Raw genomic sequence first — 22,613 nt, forward strand, 5'->3', positions numbered from 1 at the left:
AAGCGAGCTTAATTGGCTCGCTTTGTGTTCCTATGCATAGTATATCTTGTTATTTATGGTGTGCTGCACGATCAAAGTTAGCTTTTAAGCACTCCAAGATCACGATAGTGCAGTGGTATGCTGAATTTTGTTGCGAATGTGGCGTTAGCTGCCAAGGTAGAGACGTATATGAAGATTACATTCAAGGAACTTGAAAACTCCGATATTCATGATTTGATTGAACCTATGACTAAAGTGTTCAATGATGATGCAAAGCAATTCCAAGGCAAAGAAGCGGGTGGGCCACCTGGTTATGATGATGGTTCATTTCTTGGAAAATGGGGTATTGACAATCCAGACTCTCGCGCTTTCACCGTTTGCATTGATGAAAAGTCAGTTGGAGCCTTTATCATTTGGTGGAACGAGCGTGGTGTAAGTACATTAGGCAATATTTTCGTTGACCCGAAATATCAAAATCGCGGTATTGGTCTCGCTACTTGGAAATATGTAGAAAGCAACTTTCCGACTAAAAAATGGTGCCTTGAAACGGCTTTGTTTCCTAATTCGAGTTCAATTAAGAACGCTCCTAACATGACTAATTGTTAGGCGATCATCATTGTTTCAGGCATACCTAGCCCTGTTATTTTGTTCAACGCTTTTATCATGGCGTAAGTCTCGCCAACTTGGCCATTGTAATTTCTTAAGCTTAGCGTCCCACCGAGCAGTTTCTTTACACGGAACATCGCCGTTTCTGAGAGTGAACGTTTATGGTAGCCGTACTTCTTTTTCCAATGCTTATTTGAACCATATAGCTACTGGCAACCGACTGCTAAGTTACGAGGATGACCTTGTTCCCAGAAGGCTGCGCCTTCTCTTGGTGGAATGAGTGCTGTGGCTCGTTTGATGCGAATGGCTTCGTGGCACAATCTTGTGTCATAAGCACCATCACCAGATATCTCTACAATTCTTCGGCGAGTTTGTTTGAGCAAATTGGGGAGCGCTTCACCGTCATTCACATTCGATAAACTTAACTCAGCGGCAATGATTTCATGCGTGTCTGTATCGACCGCTAAATGTAACTTTCGCCAGACACGACGCTTCCCGTCAGTGCCATGCTTTTTTACCTTCCATTCACCCTCACCGAAGACCTTTAGCCCCGTCGCATCAATGGCCAAATGCTGGATTGTTCCTTTAGTTTTTGTCTTGAACGCGACGTTGACCGTTTTAGCTCGTTTGCTAATGCATGAATAATGAGGGCATGACAACGGTAGTTGAGCGAGCTTAAAAATAGAGTTAATGAACCCTTGAAGACCTCTCAACGGCAGTGAAAATACACGCTTAACAATAAGAGCCGTCGTAATCGCTAAGTCACTAAACAAGCGAGGTCTTCCACGGTTCCCCTGCTTGATTTGCGTCCATTGCTGAACGGCCTCTTCATCAATCCAAAATGTCAGTGAACCGCGATTGATTAAAGCTTGGTTATAGTGTTTCCAATTGGTTGTCTTGTAGCGAGGCTTGGCCATTGGTCTAAGTGTTTGAGTGAACCTAGCTGATCAGATCGTGGGTTACTGAATTAGTTCCCTGATTTAGGAAACAAAGCCACGCTATTCTCGCCGTGACTGCATCGCTGGGGGTTAGCGTAATTGCAGAAGGTGTTGAAACCAGAGAGCAGCAACATTTTTTAGAACAGCGGGGTTGCAAACATTATCAAGGATATTTATTCGGACGACCAACTTTTTTGATCGACTGCAGCAGCATTTTAAATTTAGATATCACTGACCCCGTATAGCGCATGCTATGTTTATTGGGAGTGAGTGGAATCACGCCCCTAAAAAATCTAATGTGTATTACTTTTGTTAGTTCAATAACCCTAAGCCAATTTTGTCCACCAACTTTTCAGATCTTCCTGAACCCTACTAAATGTGACTGCCAAACTTCATGTTGACCCAAAACACTTAGAGGAGGTCATCATGAGGAAGTTATCTACTGCAAAATGCAGTGGCATCAAAAGGCCGTTTAAGCTTGAAGAGATCTGGCGGATCAGAACTAGGCTGGAGATTGAAAATAATCTGATGCAGCTCGCACTGCTGAACTTGGCGATAGACAGCAAGTTAAGAGCGAGTGATTTGCTAAAGCTACACGTTTACGATGTTTCTTCGCAAGGAGTTATCTATGAAAGGGTTCAGTGCATCCAGCAAAAAACTGGCACCGACGTCCACTATGAGATTACTCCGAGAACACAACAAAGCATTAGCCGATGGATCTTTGCAGCATCCTTAGAGGCAAGCAGTTTTCTATTCCCGAGTAACCGACGCTTTGGACAACCTATCAGCTACTCTTTCTATCGTTCAATCATTAGGAGTTGGGCTACTAAACTGGGATTGAATGCCGACTATTACGGTACTCATTCCATGCGCCGAACCAAAGCGACTTTAATCTATGCCAGAACGAAAAACATCAGAGCTGTACAGATCTTACTTGGACACTCGAAGCTAGATAACACTATTCGATACCTTGGCGTAGAGCTAGAAGATGCTCTGAGGTTGTCTGAGAAAACAGATTGCTGACAGACAGGAGCTGTAACAGGCTTTTCTTCTGAAAAGCCTGTGCCCCTTTATTAGTTAGCGTAACCATATATTCCTTGTAACAAAGCAAAGCCATCCTTCGATTGACACTCTATCGTTTCAATATCTCAAGTATTTGCTTCCCATCACTGTGCATGCCCTCGTAAGCACCAAAGATACTTGGATATTGCATAGGAACAGCTGTTACAAGTGTCTGAAGCAGCGAGAAGTACAATCCAAAGTTTATGCAATAACTTAGTAGGTATGGAAGTTGAAACTTGGATGCGAAGTAAAGCAATGTACACATCCCGAGAGAAGTTAGTGGTCCCATTGCAAGTGAAATGACTCTCTCTTTAGATGAGCATCTAGAGGATATCTCAGAGTAGCCTACATGCATTGGAACTTTGGTCGATGATATAGATAAGTTACCCCAATTCAACGTCCTGACGTCTGAACCCAACCCTAACACTATTTTCACCGGATACCCTTTAAGTAGCTGTGGCAGTGCATGTCCCAACTCGTGAGCGAGTGTAAGTGCCGGCGTTATCACAACAAGGCCTAAGATAATTCCGATGATTTCAATCATAGCGTGTCCTGTTCATTATTTTCCGTTTGTTTATTGCGCAACCGATGGTAGCAAGTTCTTTTTCTAAACAAAGTGCTGAGAGATAAACGGCAATATGGGGGAGTTAATGAACCTATTTCATGACGAATGGATGACTTTGGGATAGGAAAAACTATCTAGGAATAGTTAAATTAGAAAAAGTACTGACTCACTCTTGTCCAAATACTAGCTAAACAACCGTATTCAAGAACAAGAGTAAATGGAATTTTGCTAAAGGTGTGTCGATAATGACACCGACACACCTTTTCGTTTTTGGAGTTAGGAACAAACTTTATAGGCTCGCACCGTTGCTTGAAATGACCCCCCGATACCAGTAGTAACTTTTCTTAGGTTTTCGCGCTAGAGTTCCGCTTCCATCATCGTGACGGTCAACATAGATGTATCCGTAGCGCTTACTCATTTCTGCGGTTGAATTCGCCACAAGATCGATCGGTCCCCAGCTGGTAAATCCCATCAGCTCGACACCGTCAAGCACGGCTTCCCTTGCCTGAACAAGGTGATCATTCAAATAAGCGATACGATAGTCATCGATAATTTCGCCATTTTCATCAACTTCATCACGAGCACCTAGACCGTTTTCAACGATAAACAGTGGCTTTTGGTAACGATCATGAAGGAAATTGAGCAGAATCCGCAGACCTTTTGGATCGATTAGCCAACCCCATTGACTCTTTTCAAGGTAGGGATTTGGTACGCTGTCAACAATATTGCCCACCTCTTTTTGCTTAGGATCGGCGCTCGCACAGCCACTTGCGTAGTAACTAAATGAGATAAAGTCGACACTTGCACTCGCTAGCTCTTCTAGATCACCCGGTTCCATTACAATTTCTATCTCTTGCTCACGGAAGTAACGCAGCATGTAGCCAGGGTACTTGCCTCGGGTTTGCACATCACCAAAGAACAGCCACTTATTGTTTTCGTGCATCGCTGCAATCACATCATCAGGGTTACAGGTGTACGGATAGTTGATCGCCCCTAGTAGCATGTTGCCAATTTTGCCATCAGGTATGATTTGGTGACACAGTTTAACCGCTTTAGCATTCGCAACTAATTGATGATGAATGGCCTGATAGATCGCTTGCTCTGAGGCATTTTCTTCGAGCCCGACACCAGTAAACGGAGCATGCAACGACATATTGATTTCATTGAACGTTAGCCACAGCTTGACTTTATCTTTGTAACGTTCAAATACCGTGCTGGCGTAACGCTCAAAGAAAGTAATCAACTCACGGCTCGCCCAACCACCATAATTTTCGACCAAAGCGTAAGGCATTTCATAGTGAGACAAGGTGACAAATGGCTGGATATCGTATTTCGCCAGCTCATCGAAAATCTTGTCGTAGTAGGCTAAACCTTCCTCATTAGGCTCAAGCTCGTCACCATTGGGAAAGATGCGTGTCCACGCGATTGAAAGGCGCAAACAGTTAAAGCCCATATCACTAAATAGGGCGATATCTTCAGGGTAGCGGTTGTAGAAATCGATGGCTAAATCTTTAATCCCATCGGTTCGCTGTTCGCGGGTTTGATGGGGGCTTAAGATCCCATTTGGCAACATATCTGATGTAGATAATCCTTTGCTATATAAATTAAAAGACCCTTCTACTTGATTGGCAGCAATAGCGCCCCCCCACAGAAAGTGATTGGGAAATGTAGTCATATTCGATTCCTAAATCAGCATTAACATCTGCCAATCATTGTAGAGATGAAACGAGGAACAAATGAGGTCTGATTGATTAGCCGTTGTTTCCTATTTTTGCCGAAATTACAGTGGATAATTTTCATCATTTCGAGACCTTAACGACAACATTCACCCAGTGCACATATTATGCTTACTGTAGGATATTCAGAAGAGGACACGATTATGAACTACCGGCATATTCTTGTTGCCCTAGAGCTTGAGGAAGAGACTAAAGCTCTTATTGACAGGGCCGTTTACTTGGCAAAATTAACCGACGCGCAAATCTCTTTTATCCATATTGATGGCTCACATGGTGAAATTTATCCAGAGTTAGTCGATTTAAAAGATAGCCCCGATCAACAACCCTTAGGTGAGAGAGCCATCGAACAAATTATCGCTTTTGAAGAGTATAGTCCGCTTACAATCAGACAGATATTTGTGGGCACTGGCGAACTGGCTGACAAGCTCAAAAACACCATAGAAGACAACAATGTCGATTTATTAATCTGTGGTCATCACCATGATTTTTGGAGCAAAATTGTCTCTTACTCTAAGCATATTGTCGACAAGTCACCGGTTGATATTCTGGTTGTGCCTCTTTAGAACGAGGGGATCACAACAATCTACTTTTATGGCGAGATGATAACGCTCTCGCCATTTCTTTTAGTATCTCCTTCACTCCGAAGCCAGTTCCACATGCTGACCCTTTTATTATGGAAGTTTTATTCCATAGTGATTGGAACAATTGGCTATTTTTCTCTGTTACCAACTGCACTAAATTAGCCCCATCGACATAAGCAAGAGCGGATTTTCGATAATTGGGGCATGTTCCAGCCATACGTTAATTGTTGACGCACCGAACATCAAACCCGACTGAATTCGTAATTTTTAGATAGTTATACCAATTAGGATAAGTAGATGTTCAGATAATTGCGCAGGAAAAATCGCTTAGAGCAAGGCATAGATTGAAGCTAGCTAGTTATTCTACCTACAAAATCTATAACGTAGCTATCAGCGATTTTAACCAGCAAGAATGTTCAGATACTTATTCTGATTGGTTTTAGGAGCCAACATGACTCATCCAATCATCAAAGACTTAAACACTCGTTACACAGCGAAAAAATACGACGCGACAAAACGTATTTCTGCAGAAGATATGCAAGTAATCAAAGAAGCTATCCGCTTATCTGCATCGTCAATCAACTCTCAGCCTTGGAAATTCATCGTACTTGAGAGTGATGAAGCTAAACAGCGCTTCCACAACACGTTTGCCAACATGCACCAGTTCAACCAGCCGCATGCAAAAGAAGCATCACACACTATTTTGTTTGCTCATAACCCGCACTTTACTAAAGAGCAATACGCAAAAGTTGTCGATGCAGAAGTAACTTCTGGACACTTGCCAGCAGAGCGTTACAACGACATGCTAAACGGTGCTTACGGTTTTGCTGAGCTAAATACAGATGAAACTGGCTTTAACGGTAACTGGACTAAAGCTCAAACCTATATCGCTTTGGGCAACACGCTGCACACTCTTGCGCGTATGGGCATTGCATCTACTCCAATGGAAGGGGTTGACCCTGAGCTAATCGGAGAAGTCTTCAAAGATGAGCTAGACGGTTACGTGTGTGATTTTGCTTTGGCTATGGGTTACCACAAAGAAGGTGAAGACTATAACCACGGTTTGCCAAAAGCTCGTCTTCCAATGGATGACGTAATCACCACCCTTTAGGGTCTATTGATCTAGTAACTAACCAAGAGAATGACATCAACCATGACAAAGTTAACCATCATCGCCAATATCATTGCTAAAGACGGTCAAGTAGAGCTAGTAAAATCTGAGCTAATCAAGTTAATCGACAAGACTCGTGTTGAGCAGGGTTGTATTAACTATGACTTGCACCAAGACAATCAAAACCCAGCTCACTTTGTATTCCACGAGAACTGGGAGTCAGAAGCCGCGCTTGATGAACACTTGGCAAGCGAGCATATTGCGGCATACTCAGCAGCGGTAGAGGGCGCGATCGAGAGTTTTACCCTCAACAAGATGACGCACATTGCGTAATCGAGGATAATAGGCGGTGTTTTTTCCAACCGGAGCTCCGCCTTATGAATGTCACTCACCTCAAAGCACTATTACTTGCCATCGAGCTGGGGTCGATTTCCGCTGCGGCGCGTAAGTTAGGTAAAAAACAATCTCAGGTCAGCCAGTGGATCTCTGACCTTGAGATTGATTTAGGTGTCAGCTTTTTCGATCGAACAGGCAACAAAAGCACCCTAAGTGCTCAAGGTGAACAACTACTCCCTTCCCTAACTCATACCCTTGCGCAACTTGATAAACTCAACCATCGAGCAGCAGCACTTAGCCAAGGAGAGCCATCGTCCATTCGCATCGGACTTGAGCACTATATTCCTGAGTCCCCGTTAACCAAGGCAATCACTACTCTGTTTCAACTGCCTAACTTGTGCCTAGAGATTTACCGAGCAGAGTTTCAAGAACTCAGCGAAGATCTGCACAATGGCGACACAGATATCGTCATCCGCCATGAATCAGGACAGCTGCATCAAACTGAAATGGAATACGCTAAATTAGGCTGCTATCAAGAAGGCTTGGTCTGCCATCGTTCGCTGCCTCTAACGCAATCGCAACCTATCTCTGTTGATGATTTAAGCCTGTTCAAAGAGTTGATTTGGGGGGAGCTTGGAGAAGAAGAGGGAGAAGGATTTAGCCCCGACTATGCCGTGATCAATGATCTAACGCTACTCATTCGATTGCTAGAAAACGGCCAAGGATTTGCGTTCTTGCCTCTTGATAATCTCCATCAACAGCTTAAATCGGGCTCTCTCGTCGCTCTTGACTCTGATTTTGAGCAAAGCGCTATCCCACGTCGTGTTGAAATAAACTGGCGTTCCGGCCTCACATTATCAGAGACCGGAAACAAGGTGATTGAGGCGATTAAAAACCTGCACCAATTTAGATAATGCGAGTGGTTACTGCTGCTCTAAATCAAACACTATCTTACCTTTTAGGATCGTCATCCAAATATCAGTGGACTTGATTTTCTCTGGTGAAAGTTGGGTAATATCATGAGAAAGCACTGCAAAATCAGCCGACTTACCTAGCTCTATCGAGCCCGTTACCTCATCAATACCTAGACTAGCAGCGGCATTAATCGTATAAGCCTCTATGGCGTCTTTAACGCTCGGTAAACCTGTTTTTCCCATAATCACACTGTTAGCGATCCCCACCAGAGGGTTGATGTCGTGAACGTTCCAGTCACTGCTTAACGATACGTTAGCACCTGTATCGAAGATAGCTTTTAGGTTCATCAAGGCTCTTGTACGTTTAGCGCCTAAGAAGGCTTCTGCCCACTGGTGATCGTGGTAAGCGACGTAATCAGAGCCGACTTGGAAGTCCGCAGTTACATCTAATTTAGCAAAACGTGGCACATCTTTAGAATTGACTAACTCAACGTGAGTTAGGGTGTAATCTTTATCGCCACCTTGGCCGCGCATTGCTTCGATCGCGTTCAATGACTCGCGAATCGCTCCATCACCAATCGCATGGATATGAGCACCATAGCCAATCTTGTCTAGGGCTTTTAACCACGTCTCCATCGCTTGTGGTGGAATGTAGTTAATGCCATACGGTTCATCTGAAATATAGGTATCAAGATAAGGTGCGAGCGTCTTGGCGGTACCATTAACCAAAATACCATCGCTGTACATTTTGACTTGATCAACCAGCAACAACCCTGACGTATCCGCAGAATATATCTCGCTTAAGAACGATAACTGAGGCTGCATACTGTCCGTTGGGTAAATCCAAGGTCTAAGTGAAACACGCGCCGTCAGATCCCCGCGCTTCTCTGCTTCTTGCCATACGTCATACCAGCCGCGCTTCCAATATAAGCGACCATCACCAATCGTAGTAATACCATGCGCTCTAGCTTCTTCTAGCCCGGCCATAAGCCCTTCATAGCTTTGATCAAACTGTTCTTCTAAGCTGTTCCAAGCCATTTCCATCACGATATCACCCGCATTATCAAACAAAATGCCATTAAGCACACCGGTGTACTCATCCTTTAGGATCTTACCACCTTGTGGCTCAGGTGAGCTTTTAGTGATACCAGCGAGCTCTAAAGCCACCGAGTTAACCCACATAGAGTGAGACGTTTGCTCCATAATAATGACTGGCTGATCTGGAAAAACGGAATCAATCACTTCAAGTGGGGTTCTCTGATTATCTTCTGCAAGAAGCGCTTCTATTGAAAAGCCGTAACCCATCACCCACTCCCCCTTGGTCGCGTCTTTGCGACACGCCTTAAGGTATGGGATTTGATCCTCTAGTCCTGCATCCATGCTCACTTCGCACTGCCCGCCCGCCTCTGATGCTGCTTCAAAGACATGGTTATGGTTATCGACAAAACCAGGCATTACATAGGCACCTTCTAAGTCGATCACTTCGGTATAACGATTGGTGAATTTATCTGATTCAGCGTTTTGGCCAATATAAAGAATTTTTCCGTTGGCGATGGCGATCGAATCTGCCGATTGGTGACCATAAATCTTGGCGTTAGTTAACACCATATCCGCACTGTCTGCTGCAAAAGTATGAGTACTCATTGATAAGCTCGCGAGTAATGTCAGAGTGAAAGCTCGTTTCATTGGCTTGTTCCTTTTTATTCTTCCCTAACGCTTCTCAGTATAGGGTGAGTGAATACGCATAGCCTAACAAGTGATTAGATTGATAGAAAAATAGTCACTATCAGAGAATTGGGATAGTCAGTTTGAACTGCTCCCAGATTCTTTTTAGATTTTTATCGCAATTGATCTAAGTAGCTGCCAAAGTAAGTAGATAAAAATAAACGAGTAGATACTCACCCTGTCATCTTGGCTCTTAAAGATAAGCCCAAAGGGATGGGAGACCAGTGAAGAGATAATTATAAATGGATTCAATTACTCAAGCAGCGTTAGGTGCAACAGTAGCAGGTGCCATTGCAGGCAAAAAGTGTAATGCAAAAGTGCTGTTAATCGGAGCCGCGCTAGGTACCTTACCTGATCTCGATGTCATATTAGATTATGGCGATGCAGTGCAAAACACCATTAAACACCGCGGTTTTAGTCACTCTCTGCTGGTATTATTGCCATTTTCTTGGATTGCTTCTTGGCTGTATTGTCGCTTAAAACCCGATGCTTTCTGGAATTTCTCCCGCACCTTTTTACTCACTGCGAGTGTGTTGGTCACCCACGCTCTGCTAGACGCAATGACGACTTATGGCACGCAACTTATATGGCCAATACAAGGTTACTTTTCACTCAACAGTGTATTCATCATTGACCCTATTTACACCGTACCTCTATTAGTCGCAATTGGTGTAAGCCTGTTCTCAAACTCTAGAGGTAGCAGGTGGTGTTTATCTATGCTGCTCACCTCCACGCTTTATTTGGGGTGGGGCTATGCTTCCCAACAGGTCGTTGCGGCTCGAGTTGAAGATAACTTGGTGTCGCAAAACCTTCCTAGCCAACAAGTTCTGATTACACCAACCCCTTTTAATACGCTGTTATGGCGAGTCATTGTTATGGATGAAGGACAATACTGGGAAGGCTTAGCCTCGATATTAGACGGGCAATCTCATATAAATTTTGTGTCACGTCCATTAGGGCAATGGCCAATGAAAGAGAAATCCGAAACATTAAAAGGGCTACAAGCTTTTGCGCATAACTACGTAAATTATCGAGTTGAAAATGACGCTTTGATTGTCACTGACCTTCGCTTGGGGATGTCAGATAACCTGCCGTTCGAATTTATCTTCGCTCATATGAATGAGAGTGGTGACTGGCGACTACTCGATACAACTAAGCGTTACCCGAGTGAAAGGAGCTTGGCGCAGATTGGTCAACTGTGGGAGCGACTAAAAGGAGATCAAACGATTGACGCAAACTTACACACGACAGCCCCACCTGAAGATCAACCAACTCAGGAAAGCAAGGTACCATTGGGCAGTAGCTAGCGAGTGCGGTTACCTCAAAACTCGATTGAGCTCCATCTCATATGAGGGAAACTGTGAAATCGTGTTGTGGTTGGCACTAGGTATGACAATAACGCCTCTCAGTTGATCGCTAAACTTAGAAACTAACTGCTCGGTTCTTGCTCGTGTGATCACTCGATCCTGTTCTGCAATAAAGATATAGGTTTTAGCCGTAATGTCTTTCACCCTATCTGCGGATTTGTATTTATCTTTGAGCAACCAAGAAACAGGGAACATCCAATAGATATCTTTGACGACGTTTTCGATACTATCAAATGGCGTCACCAGTATGAGCTTGTCTACCTGTCTATGAGCAGCGATATATGTCGCGATACCAGATCCCAGACTTCGCCCCATCAAGGATATGGAATTATGTTTGCTTTCCACTGACTGAAAAATCTGCACGGCATCGCTATACAATGTTTTTTCCGTCGGTATACCTGAATCATTACCGTAGCCACGGTAGGGAACTAAGTAGATGGTATAGTTTGGGGCCACTGACGTGAAAAGGGGAATATTGACCTCGATACTTTCTGCATTGCCACCATAATAGATTAGCGCCTTATCTTGACCATCATTGAGCACCCAACCATGCCGTTGGACCCCATCAACAACGAAGCTGGTATTCATCTCGCCATAGACATTGCTGACAGGCTGAGGGAAATACATAAGGCGACGTTGCAAGGAGTAGATAGTCAGCGCAATAAGCAAGTAGCTCACCACCACAGTAATTAGCAAGCTTTTCATTCTTGCCTCTCACAAGGCTTGATCTTAGGCCGCCAATAGACAAACCCATAAACCACTATATTTATTCCCACTGCCACCACACCGAGAAAAACCTGAATGTCAGAACTCAATCCAGGCGGATAAATTATGGGAACGACATAGTGCTCAACAAATCCCCCCGGATAACCTTCAACACCTGCAGAGAACCTGAGTTTGTTTTCTAGTGGTGTCAAAGGACAAATCCAGCCATTAACACTTATCGCTACAGCCCATAAGGCCGCTGGAATATGGACATACAACATATACCGACGCCAAAGCACTAGCATGCCTCCAAGCAAGGCGAAGATAATAAACAACAGATGAAGTATGACGACTAGATCAGCCAACGTTCGATAAATCATATTTTTTCACCCTTCCCTAGGTCAAAAATAGCTTACCGATACAATTAGTGTTATCTACATATTTGGGAGTTTAAAGTAATGCTCCGATCAACAAACAAGAGTTCAGCTATCAAACCAGAGTCTTTGTAGCGATAAAATTCCAGCACTGTCTGTCTCCAAACCGTGCAGAGAGTTGGCGACATCGTAACTCTCAGAATCGCGCCACAAAGGCACAAACACACCATTCTGAATCAGCCAATCCTCACAGCGATAAAGCTCATTGAGGAAGTCTTGCTCGGTATCACTTGCCAACATCAGTTGATCAACAATAGAGAGAAACGCTTGCTGCTGCTCCGCTGAAAGGCAAGAAGTGAACGCCAAGCTAGTGAGCAACCATTTGTAATAGCCAAACACAGTGTTGTTAGGAAAAACATACCCTCCAACGGCAAAATCAATCCATGTCTGCTTCAAATGCTCTAGAGGGAAGAGCTCAATCTCAGCACCTTGCTGTCTAAGGTGCTCAATCAGTTTTAACCTAGGCTCAGTCTGACCTGAAATACACACTCTCAGTGGTCGAGTAGGCTTACTTTGATTCGGGTGATAAAGAAACACACCTTTGTTTTGATGATAACCAGTGATGGAGTTGGCAATAGGAATGTAGTCACTGGCTTGCTGTCGACAGAACTCTCGCGCTTGGTGAAAAATCCATGCTTTTTCGTCCATCGACAGTTCTGATTGATGATGTTTAAATTCGATCACATCACAGCCTGTTTGCAATGAGATCTTGTCAACACCTCCGCTTGGAGAGGCTGGGCATCGATGATGTACGATATGCCCTTGAACACTGCTATCTGCGTCATCACTCGTCCAAAACTCCGCCCGGTCGATAAAACCACCTGCTGAGAAGTAATTAGGATTCTTCGCCAATATCCAATGATGTTCCGAACTGGCTTCAAGTGCATAAGGCCCCGTCCCATAAGGAATCTCCTGCTCTGGGCTGTCTAAATAGATTGGAGCATGAGCCTCGGACAGTAGATGTAGAATCGACTCATGGCGCTGAGACATCTTGATCACCACCCATAGACCTTCGGCCACCACTTCCAATATATGACGATAGAGGATTTGGTAGTTGTGCGGCTTGCTCACTCGATCTTCGATACATTTTGCGACGTGCTGGGCAGTCAGCTTTTCACCATTGTGAAAATGGACATCGGGTCTAATCCTTAGCCACAGCTCATTTTCTCTAAACTCGTAGTGGTGTGCTAGATGTGGTCGTATCGCTCCTGTTTCATTGTCGTACTTAAGTAACGTATCGAACATGGCTTCAATGTACAGTCGTGAACTGGATCTATAGGCCCACAATGGATGCATAATAGGAAGAGAATAAGGAACTAAGGTCACTAGGGTGTTCAGGTTTTTTAAGCTTTCCTGTGCCTGCGTCAGCCAACTTGGTAGTTTTTTACGAAACATCTCCTCATAACCAAACAGATCCGCGTACCTTGCTGCTTCACTCAAATGCCCTTTGTGACAATGCTGCTCAAGAACACTCATCAATGCGGACTCAAAACTATCGAGCAAGGTTATCTCTGACTTGTTACCCCGACCTCTACCCGGCTTCCACGAAATCCAACCAATACTCGCTAAGGTTTTCATTAGCTTGGCAATATTACGCTCAGAACAGCTAAGTTGCTCAGCTAAAGTCTGGACATCGGTTGTTGCTGCGATATTCAGCGAATAGTAACGACTCAACTGCTGCAATCGCTGCAAGTGGATCTGAGTGATAAAAGGTGAACTTTGATTTTCTACCATATCATTATTACTTCCTGTTTATTCAACAATAATAACCAGCAGAGACAGAGAAAGCAGGAGAGATTTTATGGACCCTTTAGGCTATGCACTTTACACATTGAATGGTAAGGACTATTTAGTCAACCCAGAAGTAAAACAACCCATTACGGACAAAGTACCACCCGCTGCAATGCATGTTTTATGTGTATTTTTCATCGGCTTGTTTGTTGGGATGTTGTTTTAAGAGTTTCGTATTGTGGAGTCGTCACTTTTGAGCGCCTAGAGCAACCACTCCAACACTTGGATGCAAATAAATCAAAATGAAAATAGACAGAGCGTTGTACATCGTTAATATAAGGGGCAATTTTCGCTCTAATGGTTATCTATGAATAAAGCCTTTGTAATCCGTGCCCGCGCAGCTTCGACTGACCATAAGGTTTTCGTTGAGGGAGTCGGTGGCGACGCTCATTCCGAAATTCTTGCTCATGTATTGATGAATGCGATTTTCACTGCTCAATCTCATCGAGATGACGTGAAGGTCTATCTGGTCATCGAAAGTACCGCAGACTTTTCGCGCACTCTATGCTTTGAGTCCTCTCAGCTTTCCAACATTGGTGGCTTTCATGAATCGGCGTTAATCGCTTTAATTGCGAAGGCATTAGAGCACTCTGTCGGCATGAAAAAAGAAGAGCTGCGCAATGTGGCAAGCGGCTTAAGTGTCGAAACCATCAGCTTTGAAAAACTGGTTCAGCGCTTGGCAGAAGACTATATGCTCTACTTACTTGATAAAAAGGGCACGGACATTCGTGACGAGCCGTTTGATGGCAATGCCTGTTTTATCCTAACCGACCACATTCCAATGCCGAAAAAGAGTTGGAACAGTCTTAAGCGTTTAGGAACACAAAAGGTAAGCCTTGGGCCTCAAATGCTGTTTGCGTCTCAATGTATCGTACTTATTCATAATGAGTTTGATCGACGCGGGTAACGCAGTTAGTTAGAGTTCATATAGGTGCCAATTGCCTCTATAACTCGAACTTCATTAAATACAAAAACGGCCGCTAACTAGCGGCCGTTTACAGTGTAAAGGGAAGTTATTTTAGCGTCATTGCCAGTGCAGCGGCAACGTTACGTGAGGTCATCTCGACATTGAATGCCGCTTCTTTAAGCGCAGTCGGCAGATCGGTTGCTCCCAGCACTACGCTGTAGACGGCATCAATGCCGTGTTCATGCACAACGTGGCAATCTTGCGCGATACTTCCCGCAATACCAATCACAGGCAAGTCGTACTGTTTGGCAGTGCGAGCGACACCGATTGGTGTTTTGCCATGAATGGTTTGGCTATCGATACGACCTTCACCAGTAATCACTAAATCCGCATCTTTAACCACTTCGGCCAGATTGACTGCATCCATGACAATGCTGATACCTGGGCGTAGGCTCGCATCAAACAGACCAAGTAGAGCCGCTCCAAGGCCACCCGCAGCACCTGCGCCAGCTTGGTCTATCACTTCTTTACCGTTAGTTTGGCGAATCACCTCAGCGTAGTGAGCTAGGTTACTGTCTAGCTGCTCTACCATTTCAGGCGTTGCGCCTTTTTGCGGGCCAAAGATATGAGATGCGCCTTTCGGGCCACACAGTGGATTATCAACATCACACGCCACCTCTAACTTAACATCAGCTAGGCGGCTATCTAGACCAGACAAATCAATGCTAGCAAGCTTCTCAAGCGCTCCGCCCCCATAAGCTAGATCAGCGCCTTGTTCGTCTTGCAAGCGAGCCCCTAACGCTTGGGCCATACCAATACCACCATCATTGGTCGCACTGCCACCAATGCCTACAATGATATGTTTCACCCCAGCATCAAGTGCTGCTTTAATCAGTTCGCCAGTCCCATAGGTCGTCGTTAACAGTGGATTACGCTTCGCTGGTTCAACAAGGTGTAAACCCGATGCCGCGGCCATCTCAATCACGGCTGTAGAGCCATCGCCCAACAAGCCATAGAAACCTTCAACAGGCTGACCTAACGGTCCTGTCACCGTTGCCGTTACAATGCGACCACCCGTTGCATCAACTAATGACTGCACGGTACCTTCACCGCCATCAGCCATTGGCAACTTAACAAACTCTGCGTCTGGCATTACTTTTTTAAAGCCGTTTTCAATCGCAGTCGCCACTTCCATAGCAGTTAAACTTTCTTTGTACGAATCAGGAGCAATTACAATCTTCATTTTCATTCCTTAAACAAATAAACCAAACACACCGAACATCATGGTCGAGACGAAGGCGATCATTAGACCTACCGCAGACTCGTATGGAATCAACTTCAGACGTTCGCGAATATCCATGTGAACTGCACCGCCCGTCGCATGGAAGAAGCTGCCATGTGGCATGTGATCGAGAACTGTCGCTCCCGAATGAATCATTGCAGCGCCTGCTAATGCTGGCACTCCGAGTTCTAAAATTGTGCCGCTAAATACACTTGAAGCGACTGCCGTACCCGCCGTTGTCGACGCTGTTGCCAGTGCCATCATTGCACCTGAAATTGGTGCCAGTAAGAATGAAGGCAACCCAGATGCCGTCAATACATCAATCAATCCATCTTTAAGGCCAGAGTTAGCAATAATGCCCGCCAATGTACCTGTACCAAGCAACATTACTGCGACTGGCGCCATACGGCTAAGGCCTGCAACAGCGAAGTGATTAGTATCTGCAAAGCGCCCCATGACTACGGCACCGATAAGGCCACCTAAAGGAAGCGCAATTAATGGGTCAACGTTAATACCAGCTATCGGGCGTAGCGACAGCAGTGCAATCGCAACCAATGGTGCAACAATCGCTGCCTTAAAAGCGGGTAGGCGCGAATGATCCACTTCTACCACTTCACACGCATCTACTTTAGAGCCTTTGTTTACAAGCTTTTTCGCGATGAAGTAAGCCAATACTAAGCCGCACAAACCAGGAATCACACCTGCCGCCATCACCGATGTCAGTGGGACATTAAACGCGTCGGCTGCTGCAATCGCGTTCGGGTTTGGTGACATCACATTACCCGCTTTACCGCCGCCCACCATGGCGAGCAAAATTGCGGTCTTAGAGATATCAGCGCGGCGTGCAATCGCGAGTGCAATTGGAGCGACCGTAATAACGGCAACATCGACAAATACACCAACCGCAGTCAAAATCATCGTCGCGATAGCGAGTGCAAGAAGCGCGCGTGTTTCACCCACTTTTTTCACTATGGTTTCGGCAATCGACGTTGCCGCACCCGACTCAATCAAGACGCCCGCTAGTACACCAGCGGCAAGAATACGGAGTACCGCAGTAACGATACCTTGCGCACCACCAATCATCAGTGAAACTGTGTCAGTCAGTGATACACCACCGACCACACCACCAATTAAGGCACCAATAATCATGCCGTATGCAGGCGGCACTTTTTTCAAAATAAGGGCGATGGCGACGACCAAAGCGGTCAACGCACCAAGGGTAGTGACTTCTATCATTTTGTTGTTATTTCCGATTATTTTGTGAACTGCCTGAAGAGTAAGAGCAGAGACAAATAAATTCTTTATGCAAAATGACAGATTTATTATTATCTGAAACGAACGTTTTTGTGCAAAATGACAAAAACCTTCAAATAATCACACACATTTTAGGGCTAAATACAGTTGAACTTTATGGTCTAACTTATTGATTTTTAAACTTGTAACTTCTTCAATCTTTTCTATTCGGTAACGCAGTGTATTGCGGTGAATATGGAGAGCTGCACAGGTTTGAGCCAGATCGCAATCCTGAGCAAAAAATTCCTTTAACGTCTTAACCAGAACATCTTTACTATCGTGTTGCTGCAAAACTTCAATCGGGTGACTTATCTGATTGCGACGCCACTCATCTTGCTTCAAATTATCAATCAGAACCGACAGCTTATGCTCCTGATAAAATAAGATCGCGTCTTTGCTTTCATCGCTACAAGCTAGGGTCGCCTTGGCCGTTTCATAAGAGCGAGATAACCCGGTAAGGCCGGGGAAATACTCTCCCATGGCGATTTTGACCGTAAAATCCGCCTCTTGAGCGATCCGCTTAAGCAGGCGTTTAACCCGCTTTTTCTCTTCAGCTTTGCTCCATGTATTGTCGACTAAGGTCACTGGCTTGAGCACGACAACTTCGTTTTGAGAGACAGACACAATACCTACAATGTTGTCTCGCTCTGGGTACTCCAACAGGTGCACTAGCTTCTGCAACTGCTCTAACGTCAAAGGTTGACCTTGCTTAGGTATCACCTTAACTGTGGCAGCGATCCTTGGCTGAGCTAAATCCAAATCTAATCGTTCTGCTATCGATAGCAGCTGGGTTTCATTTAAGGTAGAACCCTGTATTAGCTGCAGCAGTAGCTCTTCTCTATGACGTTTATTCCACTGAATCTGAGCCATTAAATCAGCTTGCTCAACGATGAGTTCAGCGGTCATCTTAACCAGTTCGCCATAGCGTCTGACCTCTTCAGGCTGCCCTGAAATACCGACTACACCAATCACACTATCTTGATGCAAAATAGGCAAGTTAATCCCTTCTTTTACACCAATCAGAGTACTGGCAACCGTATGATTAATTTCAACTGTTCGGTTGTCATGTATCGCCAATAAGGCGCCTTCATGGGTTCGGTGCAATCGCGCTGGATCGCTTGAGCCGATAATTATCCCGTTCTCATCCATCACATTGACAGGAAACTGGATAATTTTTGTCGCGCGCTCAACGATTTGTCTCGCGATTAACGTATTTAGCTGCATCTCTTTACTCGTACTCGAAGCCATACTCTTCCTAGGGCTAACATAGCACAACTCCCCCGCGCTTTTATTGCGCCAACAGTGCCTGCAGCTGAGTAACCAAGAAAAAATCCCGATGTAAGCACGCGAGGTGCCTGCTAAGACGAGGCCCGAACGAGCCTCTACCTGTTGCCTTACAACGGGAACGCGTACAAAAGGAGACGAAAAACTACGCGATTTAAGTAATATCAACCCGACTGATTTCCCCCACAACGGCTAGTCAGCAAGATTGATATATAGATACCAATCACCATCAAATGCTTGTCGTGATTGGTATGGGATAGCGAGGGAGAGGAGTCCTTGCTACCCCAGACGGAAACTAGAGGCAGTAGACCCTAATCTCGAATCGAATGTCCTGAGCGCTTCTCAATCGCTTTAATCAGCGCTGAGTGGTCCCAGTCCTGTCCGCCTTGAGCTGCACACTCTTCAAACAGCTCTTGTGCGTTCTGCGTATTAGGCAGTGCAACTTCTAACTCTTTGGCACCCGTTAGCGCGAGATCTAAGTCCTTCTGGTGCAGCGAGATTCTGAAACCAGGGTCAAACGTGCCTTCAATCATACGCTCGCCGTGGACTTCCAAGATCTTAGAGCTTGCAAACCCACCTAGTAGCGCTTGACGCACACGCGCTGGATCAGCGCCCGCTTTTGAAGCAAACACCAGCGCTTCAGAAACCGCTTCAATGTTAAGTGCCACGATAATCTGATTGGCGACCTTACATGTTTGACCTGCACCGTTTTCTCCGACTAGGGTGATGTTTTTGCCCATCACCTCAAATAGAGGGCGAGCTTTATCAAACGCTTCTTGCGCGCCACCTACCATGATGCTTAGCGTAGCGTTAACCGCACCGACTTCACCACCAGACACTGGTGCGTCTAGGTACTGTGCACCACTTTCATTGATGCGCGCAGCAATCGCTTTGGTTGCCATTGGTGAGATTGAGCTCATGTCGATCACAAGCTTACCTTCAGCACCACCCGCATTCAGGCCTGCTTCAACACCTTTCTCGCCAAATAGCACATCTTCTACTTGTGGTGTATTTGGCACCATAAGGATAATAACGTCTGCTGCTTCAGCGGCTGCTTGTGCAGAGTTAACAACTTGAGCTCCTGCATCCACCAAGTCTTTTGGCGCTGGGTTAAAGTGATCAGATAGCACAATGTCGTAACCGGCTTTTTGCAAGTTCGCTGCCATTGGGCGGCCCATAATACCTGTACCAATAAATGCAATTTTCATATTCTGTTCTCCGTAACGTTAGCCCACCCTTTGGCGGGCACAGACCGCACTTAGCGGTATAGGTTGATCCAATCTAAGCCTTCAGTGGTGGTGGTTTTCGGCTTGTATTCACAGCCAACCCACCCTTGATAACCAAGCTCATCAAGATGTTTCAAGACGAATGGGTAGTTAATCTCCCCAGTACCCGGTTCATGTCTGCCTGGGTTGTCGGCTAACTGCACATGGGCAATTTGGTCGATGTTGGCACTCATGGTTGGCGCTAAGTCTCCTTCCATGATCTGCATGTGGTAGATGTCGTACTGAATGAACAGGTTGTCACTACCCACTTCTTTAATCACCGCTTTCGCCTGCTCAGTGGTGTTGAGGAAGAATCCCGGGATGTCACGCGTATTGATGGCTTCAATCACTAAGCGAATGCCAGCCTCTTTTAGAGCCTGCGCGGCATAACGTAGGTTGATAACAAACGCCGCATGCGCATCATGTTGACTTACCCCTTGTGGAACGATCCCAGCGAGGCAGTTGATTTGGGTATTACCCAATACTTTGGCGTATTCAATGGCCTTGGCGACGCCTGCTTGAAACTCTTCAATTCGGTTTGGGTCCACCGCGATACCGCGCTCGCCCGCCTCCCAATCGCCGGCCGGAAGGTTGAACAGCACTTGGGTAAGTTGGTTTTCATCAAGTTTCTCCTTGATTTGAGCGGCTTCTAAGACGTAAGGAAATAAATACTCTACGCCACTAAAACCCGCCTTTGCTGCGGCCTCAAAGCGATCTTCGAAGTCCAATTCGGTAAACAACATGGATAAATTTGCTGCAAACTTTGCCATTTTGATTTCCTTATTCTGTTAGCTGTTATTGATTAACGCCGTTGGTGCGTCGTCAGCGCTTTCTGCCAAGGCTTCGAACTCATTGATTGAGTCAATCTCGACGCCCATCGCAATGTTGGTTACGCGCTCTAGAATCACTTCAACCACAACAGGCACCTTGTGCTTGTTCATTAACTCTTTCGCTTGAGCAAACGCCTCTTGCATCTGCTCTGGGTCAGTCACTCGAATCGCTTTACAACCTAAGCCCTCAACAACCGTCACATGGTCTACACCATAGCCGTTGAGCTCTGGTGCGTTCTGGTTCTCAAACGCCAACTGAACACAATAATCAATGTCGAACTGACGCTGCGCTTGGCGAATCAGACCAAGGTAAGAGTTGTTTACCAAAACATGGATATACGGCAGGTTAAACTGCGCGCCAACGGCCAGCTCTTCAATCATGAATTGGAAGTCGTAGTCACCAGAGATAGCAACGATATCGCGATTAGGATCCGCGGCACGTACGCCAAGTGCGGCAGGTGTCGTCCAACCTAGCGGGCCAGCTTGACCACAGTTAATCCAATGACGTGGCTTATACACGTGTAGGAACTGCGCTGCCGCAATTTGAGAAAGACCAATCGTGCTGACATAACAAGTATCGCGACCAAATGCTTTGTTCATCTCTTCATAAACACGCATTGGTTTAATCGGTGCGTCGGTATAGTGAGTTTTACGTAACATCGTCGCTTTACGCTGCTGACATTCGCCAACCCACGCGCTGCGGTTTGGTAATTTACCTGCGTCACGCCATTCACGCGCCACTTCCACCAGCAGTTCAAGTGCTGCTTTGGCATCAGAAACAATGCCAAGATCCGGACAGAACACACGCCCAATTTGAGTCGGCTCAATATCAACGTGAACGAACTTACGCCCTTTGGTATACACATCCAAAGACCCGGTGTGGCGGTTAGCAAATCGGTTACCGATACCAAACACAAAGTCGGATTCAAGCAAGGTTGCGTTGCCGTAACGATGCGCCGTTTGCAGACCAACCATACCTGCCATCAGTTCATGGTCGTCCGCGATGGAGCCCCACCCCATCAGAGTTGGAATCACTGGAACACCTGTAATTTCCGCGAATTGTTGCAGTAACGCTTCAGCTCCCGCATTAATAACACCACCACCAGAAACGATCACTGGGTTAGCAGACTCACACATCATTTCGATGGCTTTTTCTACCTGAGCACGTGTTGCTTTTGGCTGGTATGCCTCCAACGGTTCATAAGTATCAATATCGAACTCGATTTCCGTCAGCTGAACATCCAATGGTAAGTCAATCAGTACCGGGCCAGGTCTGCCTGAGCGCATTAGGTGAAACGCCTGCTGGAATGCACGTGGCACCTGTGCTGGCTCTAGTACGGTTGTCGCCCACTTAGTGACAGGTTTGGCAATAGATTCGATATCTACTGCTTGGAAATCTTCTTTATGCAGGCGAGCTCGTGGCGCTTGCCCTGTAATACAAAGGATTGGAATTGAGTCCGCTGATGCAGAATACAATCCGGTGATCATATCGGTACCCGCTGGACCCGATGTGCCGATACACACACCAATGTTACCTTGATTGGTACGTGTGTAGCCTTCTGCCATATGCGAAGCACCTTCCACATGGCGAGCAAGTACGTGATCAATACCACCGAGCTTTTTCATTGCCGCGTACATTGGGTTAATCGCTGCGCCAGGAACACCGAAGGCAATGTCTACACCTTCCTTCTTAAGTACTTCTACCGCCGCCTCAATTGCCTTCATCTTTGCCATGCGAACCTCCATTTCGATTGTATACAATTCAAAGATACTTTGTGTACTATGAATCATATTCAGAATTTGGCAACCCCTAAATGCAACATTTTTTCAACATAGAGCCATTACTCGAAGCGAACACTAACCCCGAAAACCCTAGAAATCATTGCTTTATATAAAATATCT

Annotated in this window: 22 protein-coding genes and 1 pseudogene; 10 read left to right on the forward strand and 13 right to left on the reverse strand. The window is 45.5% G+C overall.

Annotated elements, in window-relative coordinates; all coding sequences use genetic code 11:
• Positions 1-117: 117 nt before the first annotated feature.
• On the forward strand, positions 118-585 hold the full coding sequence (locus tag IX91_RS22850; RefSeq protein WP_004747436.1) for a GNAT family N-acetyltransferase: 468 nt from the start codon (positions 118-120) through the stop codon (positions 583-585).
• Here the strand turns inward: IX91_RS22850 and IX91_RS22855 are convergent.
• Positions 582-1,502: pseudogene (locus IX91_RS22855) on the reverse strand (IS5 family transposase). The gene IX91_RS22850 and the pseudogene IX91_RS22855 overlap by 4 nt on opposite strands.
• Before the next feature lie 92 nt (positions 1,503-1,594).
• Here IX91_RS22855 and IX91_RS27040 point away from each other — a divergent pair.
• Together IX91_RS27040 and IX91_RS22860 are read left to right on the forward strand one after the other, a co-directional pair.
• A complete protein-coding gene (locus tag IX91_RS27040; protein WP_198430394.1) occupies positions 1,595-1,768 on the forward strand; it encodes an EAL domain-containing protein in 174 nt (57 codons plus the stop codon).
• A gap of 181 nt (positions 1,769-1,949) precedes the next feature.
• Positions 1,950-2,546, forward strand: coding sequence for a tyrosine-type recombinase/integrase (locus IX91_RS22860; RefSeq protein WP_004747437.1), 597 nt, complete (start codon positions 1,950-1,952; stop codon positions 2,544-2,546).
• A gap of 109 nt (positions 2,547-2,655) precedes the next feature.
• Here IX91_RS22860 and IX91_RS27005 read toward each other — a convergent pair whose 3' ends face one another.
• Positions 2,656-3,129, reverse strand: a complete 474-nt coding sequence (locus IX91_RS27005; RefSeq protein ID WP_004747439.1) for a site-2 protease family protein — start codon at positions 3,127-3,129, stop codon at positions 2,656-2,658.
• A 310-nt stretch (positions 3,130-3,439) separates the two neighbouring features.
• Positions 3,440-4,825 (reverse strand): glycoside hydrolase family 1 protein, encoded by a 1,386-nt coding sequence (locus tag IX91_RS22870; RefSeq protein ID WP_004749388.1) that lies wholly within the window; start codon positions 4,823-4,825, stop codon positions 3,440-3,442.
• Between the two features lie 204 nt (positions 4,826-5,029).
• Here IX91_RS22870 and IX91_RS22875 point away from each other — a divergent pair, with 204 nt between their 5' ends.
• The 4 genes from IX91_RS22875 to IX91_RS22890 all read left to right on the forward strand — a co-directional run bounded on the left by IX91_RS22875 (position 5,030) and on the right by IX91_RS22890 (position 7,828).
• Positions 5,030-5,449 (forward strand): universal stress protein, encoded by a 420-nt coding sequence (locus IX91_RS22875; protein WP_004747364.1) that lies wholly within the window; start codon positions 5,030-5,032, stop codon positions 5,447-5,449.
• A gap of 469 nt (positions 5,450-5,918) precedes the next feature.
• Complete coding sequence (locus IX91_RS22880) at positions 5,919-6,578, forward strand: nitroreductase family protein (RefSeq protein ID WP_004747366.1); 660 nt, start codon at positions 5,919-5,921, stop codon at positions 6,576-6,578.
• A 42-nt stretch (positions 6,579-6,620) separates the two neighbouring features.
• Positions 6,621-6,911 (forward strand): putative quinol monooxygenase, encoded by a 291-nt coding sequence (locus IX91_RS22885; RefSeq protein WP_004747367.1) that lies wholly within the window; start codon positions 6,621-6,623, stop codon positions 6,909-6,911.
• Positions 6,912-6,955: 44 nt separating this feature from the next.
• Positions 6,956-7,828 (forward strand): LysR family transcriptional regulator, encoded by an 873-nt coding sequence (locus tag IX91_RS22890; RefSeq protein ID WP_004747368.1) that lies wholly within the window; start codon positions 6,956-6,958, stop codon positions 7,826-7,828.
• Between the two features lie 9 nt (positions 7,829-7,837).
• On the opposite strand, the gene IX91_RS22895 is transcribed toward IX91_RS22890, so the two are convergent.
• Positions 7,838-9,514, reverse strand: a complete 1,677-nt coding sequence (locus IX91_RS22895) for an amidohydrolase (protein WP_004747369.1) — start codon at positions 9,512-9,514, stop codon at positions 7,838-7,840.
• A gap of 281 nt (positions 9,515-9,795) precedes the next feature.
• Between IX91_RS22895 and IX91_RS22900 the strand changes: the two genes are divergently transcribed.
• Positions 9,796-10,860 (forward strand): metal-dependent hydrolase, encoded by a 1,065-nt coding sequence (locus IX91_RS22900; RefSeq protein ID WP_004747370.1) that lies wholly within the window; start codon positions 9,796-9,798, stop codon positions 10,858-10,860.
• Positions 10,861-10,869: 9 nt separating this feature from the next.
• On the opposite strand, the gene IX91_RS22905 is transcribed toward IX91_RS22900, so the two are convergent.
• The 3 genes from IX91_RS22905 to IX91_RS22915 all read right to left on the reverse strand — a co-directional run bounded on the left by IX91_RS22905 (position 10,870) and on the right by IX91_RS22915 (position 13,793).
• Entirely contained in the window at positions 10,870-11,625 is a 756-nt protein-coding gene (locus IX91_RS22905) for an alpha/beta hydrolase (protein ID WP_004747372.1), read from the reverse strand.
• Positions 11,622-12,005, reverse strand: coding sequence for a DUF2784 domain-containing protein (locus IX91_RS22910; protein WP_004747373.1), 384 nt, complete (start codon positions 12,003-12,005; stop codon positions 11,622-11,624). The genes IX91_RS22905 and IX91_RS22910 overlap by 4 nt, the downstream gene beginning before the upstream one ends.
• Before the next feature lie 102 nt (positions 12,006-12,107).
• Positions 12,108-13,793, reverse strand: a complete 1,686-nt coding sequence (locus IX91_RS22915; RefSeq protein ID WP_004747376.1) for an SgrR family transcriptional regulator — start codon at positions 13,791-13,793, stop codon at positions 12,108-12,110.
• Positions 13,794-13,860: 67 nt separating this feature from the next.
• Here IX91_RS22915 and IX91_RS26520 point away from each other — a divergent pair, with 67 nt between their 5' ends.
• Together IX91_RS26520 and trmY are read left to right on the forward strand one after the other, a co-directional pair.
• On the forward strand, positions 13,861-14,016 hold the full coding sequence (locus IX91_RS26520; protein WP_004747377.1) for a hypothetical protein: 156 nt from the start codon (positions 13,861-13,863) through the stop codon (positions 14,014-14,016).
• 141 nt (positions 14,017-14,157) lie between these two features.
• On the forward strand, positions 14,158-14,757 hold the full coding sequence (gene trmY, locus IX91_RS22920) for a tRNA (pseudouridine(54)-N(1))-methyltransferase TrmY (RefSeq protein WP_004747378.1): 600 nt from the start codon (positions 14,158-14,160) through the stop codon (positions 14,755-14,757).
• Between the two features lie 106 nt (positions 14,758-14,863).
• Here the strand turns inward: trmY and IX91_RS22925 are convergent, their stop codons facing one another.
• The 6 genes from IX91_RS22925 to gcl form a co-directional block, all read right to left on the reverse strand.
• Positions 14,864-16,000: a glycerate kinase gene (locus IX91_RS22925; protein ID WP_004747381.1), complete on the reverse strand. Its 1,137-nt coding sequence runs from the start codon at positions 15,998-16,000 to the stop codon at positions 14,864-14,866.
• Between the two features lie 9 nt (positions 16,001-16,009).
• Positions 16,010-17,275, reverse strand: a complete 1,266-nt coding sequence (locus IX91_RS22930; RefSeq protein ID WP_004412799.1) for a GntP family permease — start codon at positions 17,273-17,275, stop codon at positions 16,010-16,012.
• Between the two features lie 138 nt (positions 17,276-17,413).
• Positions 17,414-18,556, reverse strand: a complete 1,143-nt coding sequence (locus IX91_RS22935; RefSeq protein WP_038197483.1) for a sugar diacid recognition domain-containing protein — start codon at positions 18,554-18,556, stop codon at positions 17,414-17,416.
• Positions 18,557-18,927: 371 nt separating this feature from the next.
• Entirely contained in the window at positions 18,928-19,824 is an 897-nt protein-coding gene (locus IX91_RS22940; protein ID WP_004747383.1) for a 2-hydroxy-3-oxopropionate reductase, read from the reverse strand.
• 50 nt (positions 19,825-19,874) lie between these two features.
• Positions 19,875-20,651: a hydroxypyruvate isomerase gene (gene hyi, locus IX91_RS22945; RefSeq protein ID WP_004747385.1), complete on the reverse strand. Its 777-nt coding sequence runs from the start codon at positions 20,649-20,651 to the stop codon at positions 19,875-19,877.
• Between the two features lie 18 nt (positions 20,652-20,669).
• Positions 20,670-22,445 (reverse strand): glyoxylate carboligase, encoded by a 1,776-nt coding sequence (gene gcl / locus IX91_RS22950; protein WP_004747386.1) that lies wholly within the window; start codon positions 22,443-22,445, stop codon positions 20,670-20,672.
• Between the last annotated feature and the right edge of the window lie 168 nt (positions 22,446-22,613).

The sequence above is a fragment of the Vibrio tubiashii ATCC 19109 genome, from assembly GCF_000772105.1.
Lineage (GTDB): Bacteria > Pseudomonadota > Gammaproteobacteria > Enterobacterales > Vibrionaceae > Vibrio > Vibrio tubiashii.

Coding starts and splice junctions, on each gene's coding strand:
- IX91_RS22860 (WP_004747437.1), top strand. CDS start 1,950: ATGAGGAAGTTATCTACTGCAAAATGCAGTGGCATCAAAAGGCCGTTT.
- IX91_RS22940 (WP_004747383.1), bottom strand. CDS start 19,824: ATGAAAATTGCATTTATTGGTACAGGTATTATGGGCCGCCCAATGGCA.
- IX91_RS22870 (WP_004749388.1), bottom strand. CDS start 4,825: ATGACTACATTTCCCAATCACTTTCTGTGGGGGGGCGCTATTGCTGCC.
- IX91_RS22930 (WP_004412799.1), bottom strand. CDS start 17,275: ATGATAGAAGTCACTACCCTTGGTGCGTTGACCGCTTTGGTCGTCGCC.
- IX91_RS22880 (WP_004747366.1), top strand. CDS start 5,919: ATGACTCATCCAATCATCAAAGACTTAAACACTCGTTACACAGCGAAA.
- trmY (WP_004747378.1), top strand. CDS start 14,158: ATGAATAAAGCCTTTGTAATCCGTGCCCGCGCAGCTTCGACTGACCAT.
- IX91_RS22885 (WP_004747367.1), top strand. CDS start 6,621: ATGACAAAGTTAACCATCATCGCCAATATCATTGCTAAAGACGGTCAA.
- IX91_RS22890 (WP_004747368.1), top strand. CDS start 6,956: ATGAATGTCACTCACCTCAAAGCACTATTACTTGCCATCGAGCTGGGG.
- IX91_RS22905 (WP_004747372.1), bottom strand. CDS start 11,625: ATGAAAAGCTTGCTAATTACTGTGGTGGTGAGCTACTTGCTTATTGCG.
- IX91_RS22850 (WP_004747436.1), top strand. CDS start 118: ATGCTGAATTTTGTTGCGAATGTGGCGTTAGCTGCCAAGGTAGAGACG.
- IX91_RS22895 (WP_004747369.1), bottom strand. CDS start 9,514: ATGAAACGAGCTTTCACTCTGACATTACTCGCGAGCTTATCAATGAGT.
- IX91_RS26520 (WP_004747377.1), top strand. CDS start 13,861: ATGGACCCTTTAGGCTATGCACTTTACACATTGAATGGTAAGGACTAT.
- IX91_RS22900 (WP_004747370.1), top strand. CDS start 9,796: ATGGATTCAATTACTCAAGCAGCGTTAGGTGCAACAGTAGCAGGTGCC.
- gcl (WP_004747386.1), bottom strand. CDS start 22,445: ATGGCAAAGATGAAGGCAATTGAGGCGGCGGTAGAAGTACTTAAGAAG.
- hyi (WP_004747385.1), bottom strand. CDS start 20,651: ATGGCAAAGTTTGCAGCAAATTTATCCATGTTGTTTACCGAATTGGAC.
- IX91_RS27005 (WP_004747439.1), bottom strand. CDS start 3,129: ATGATTGAAATCATCGGAATTATCTTAGGCCTTGTTGTGATAACGCCG.
- IX91_RS22935 (WP_038197483.1), bottom strand. CDS start 18,556: ATGCAGCTAAATACGTTAATCGCGAGACAAATCGTTGAGCGCGCGACA.
- IX91_RS22925 (WP_004747381.1), bottom strand. CDS start 16,000: ATGAAGATTGTAATTGCTCCTGATTCGTACAAAGAAAGTTTAACTGCT.
- IX91_RS22915 (WP_004747376.1), bottom strand. CDS start 13,793: ATGGTAGAAAATCAAAGTTCACCTTTTATCACTCAGATCCACTTGCAG.
- IX91_RS22910 (WP_004747373.1), bottom strand. CDS start 12,005: ATGATTTATCGAACGTTGGCTGATCTAGTCGTCATACTTCATCTGTTG.
- IX91_RS22875 (WP_004747364.1), top strand. CDS start 5,030: ATGAACTACCGGCATATTCTTGTTGCCCTAGAGCTTGAGGAAGAGACT.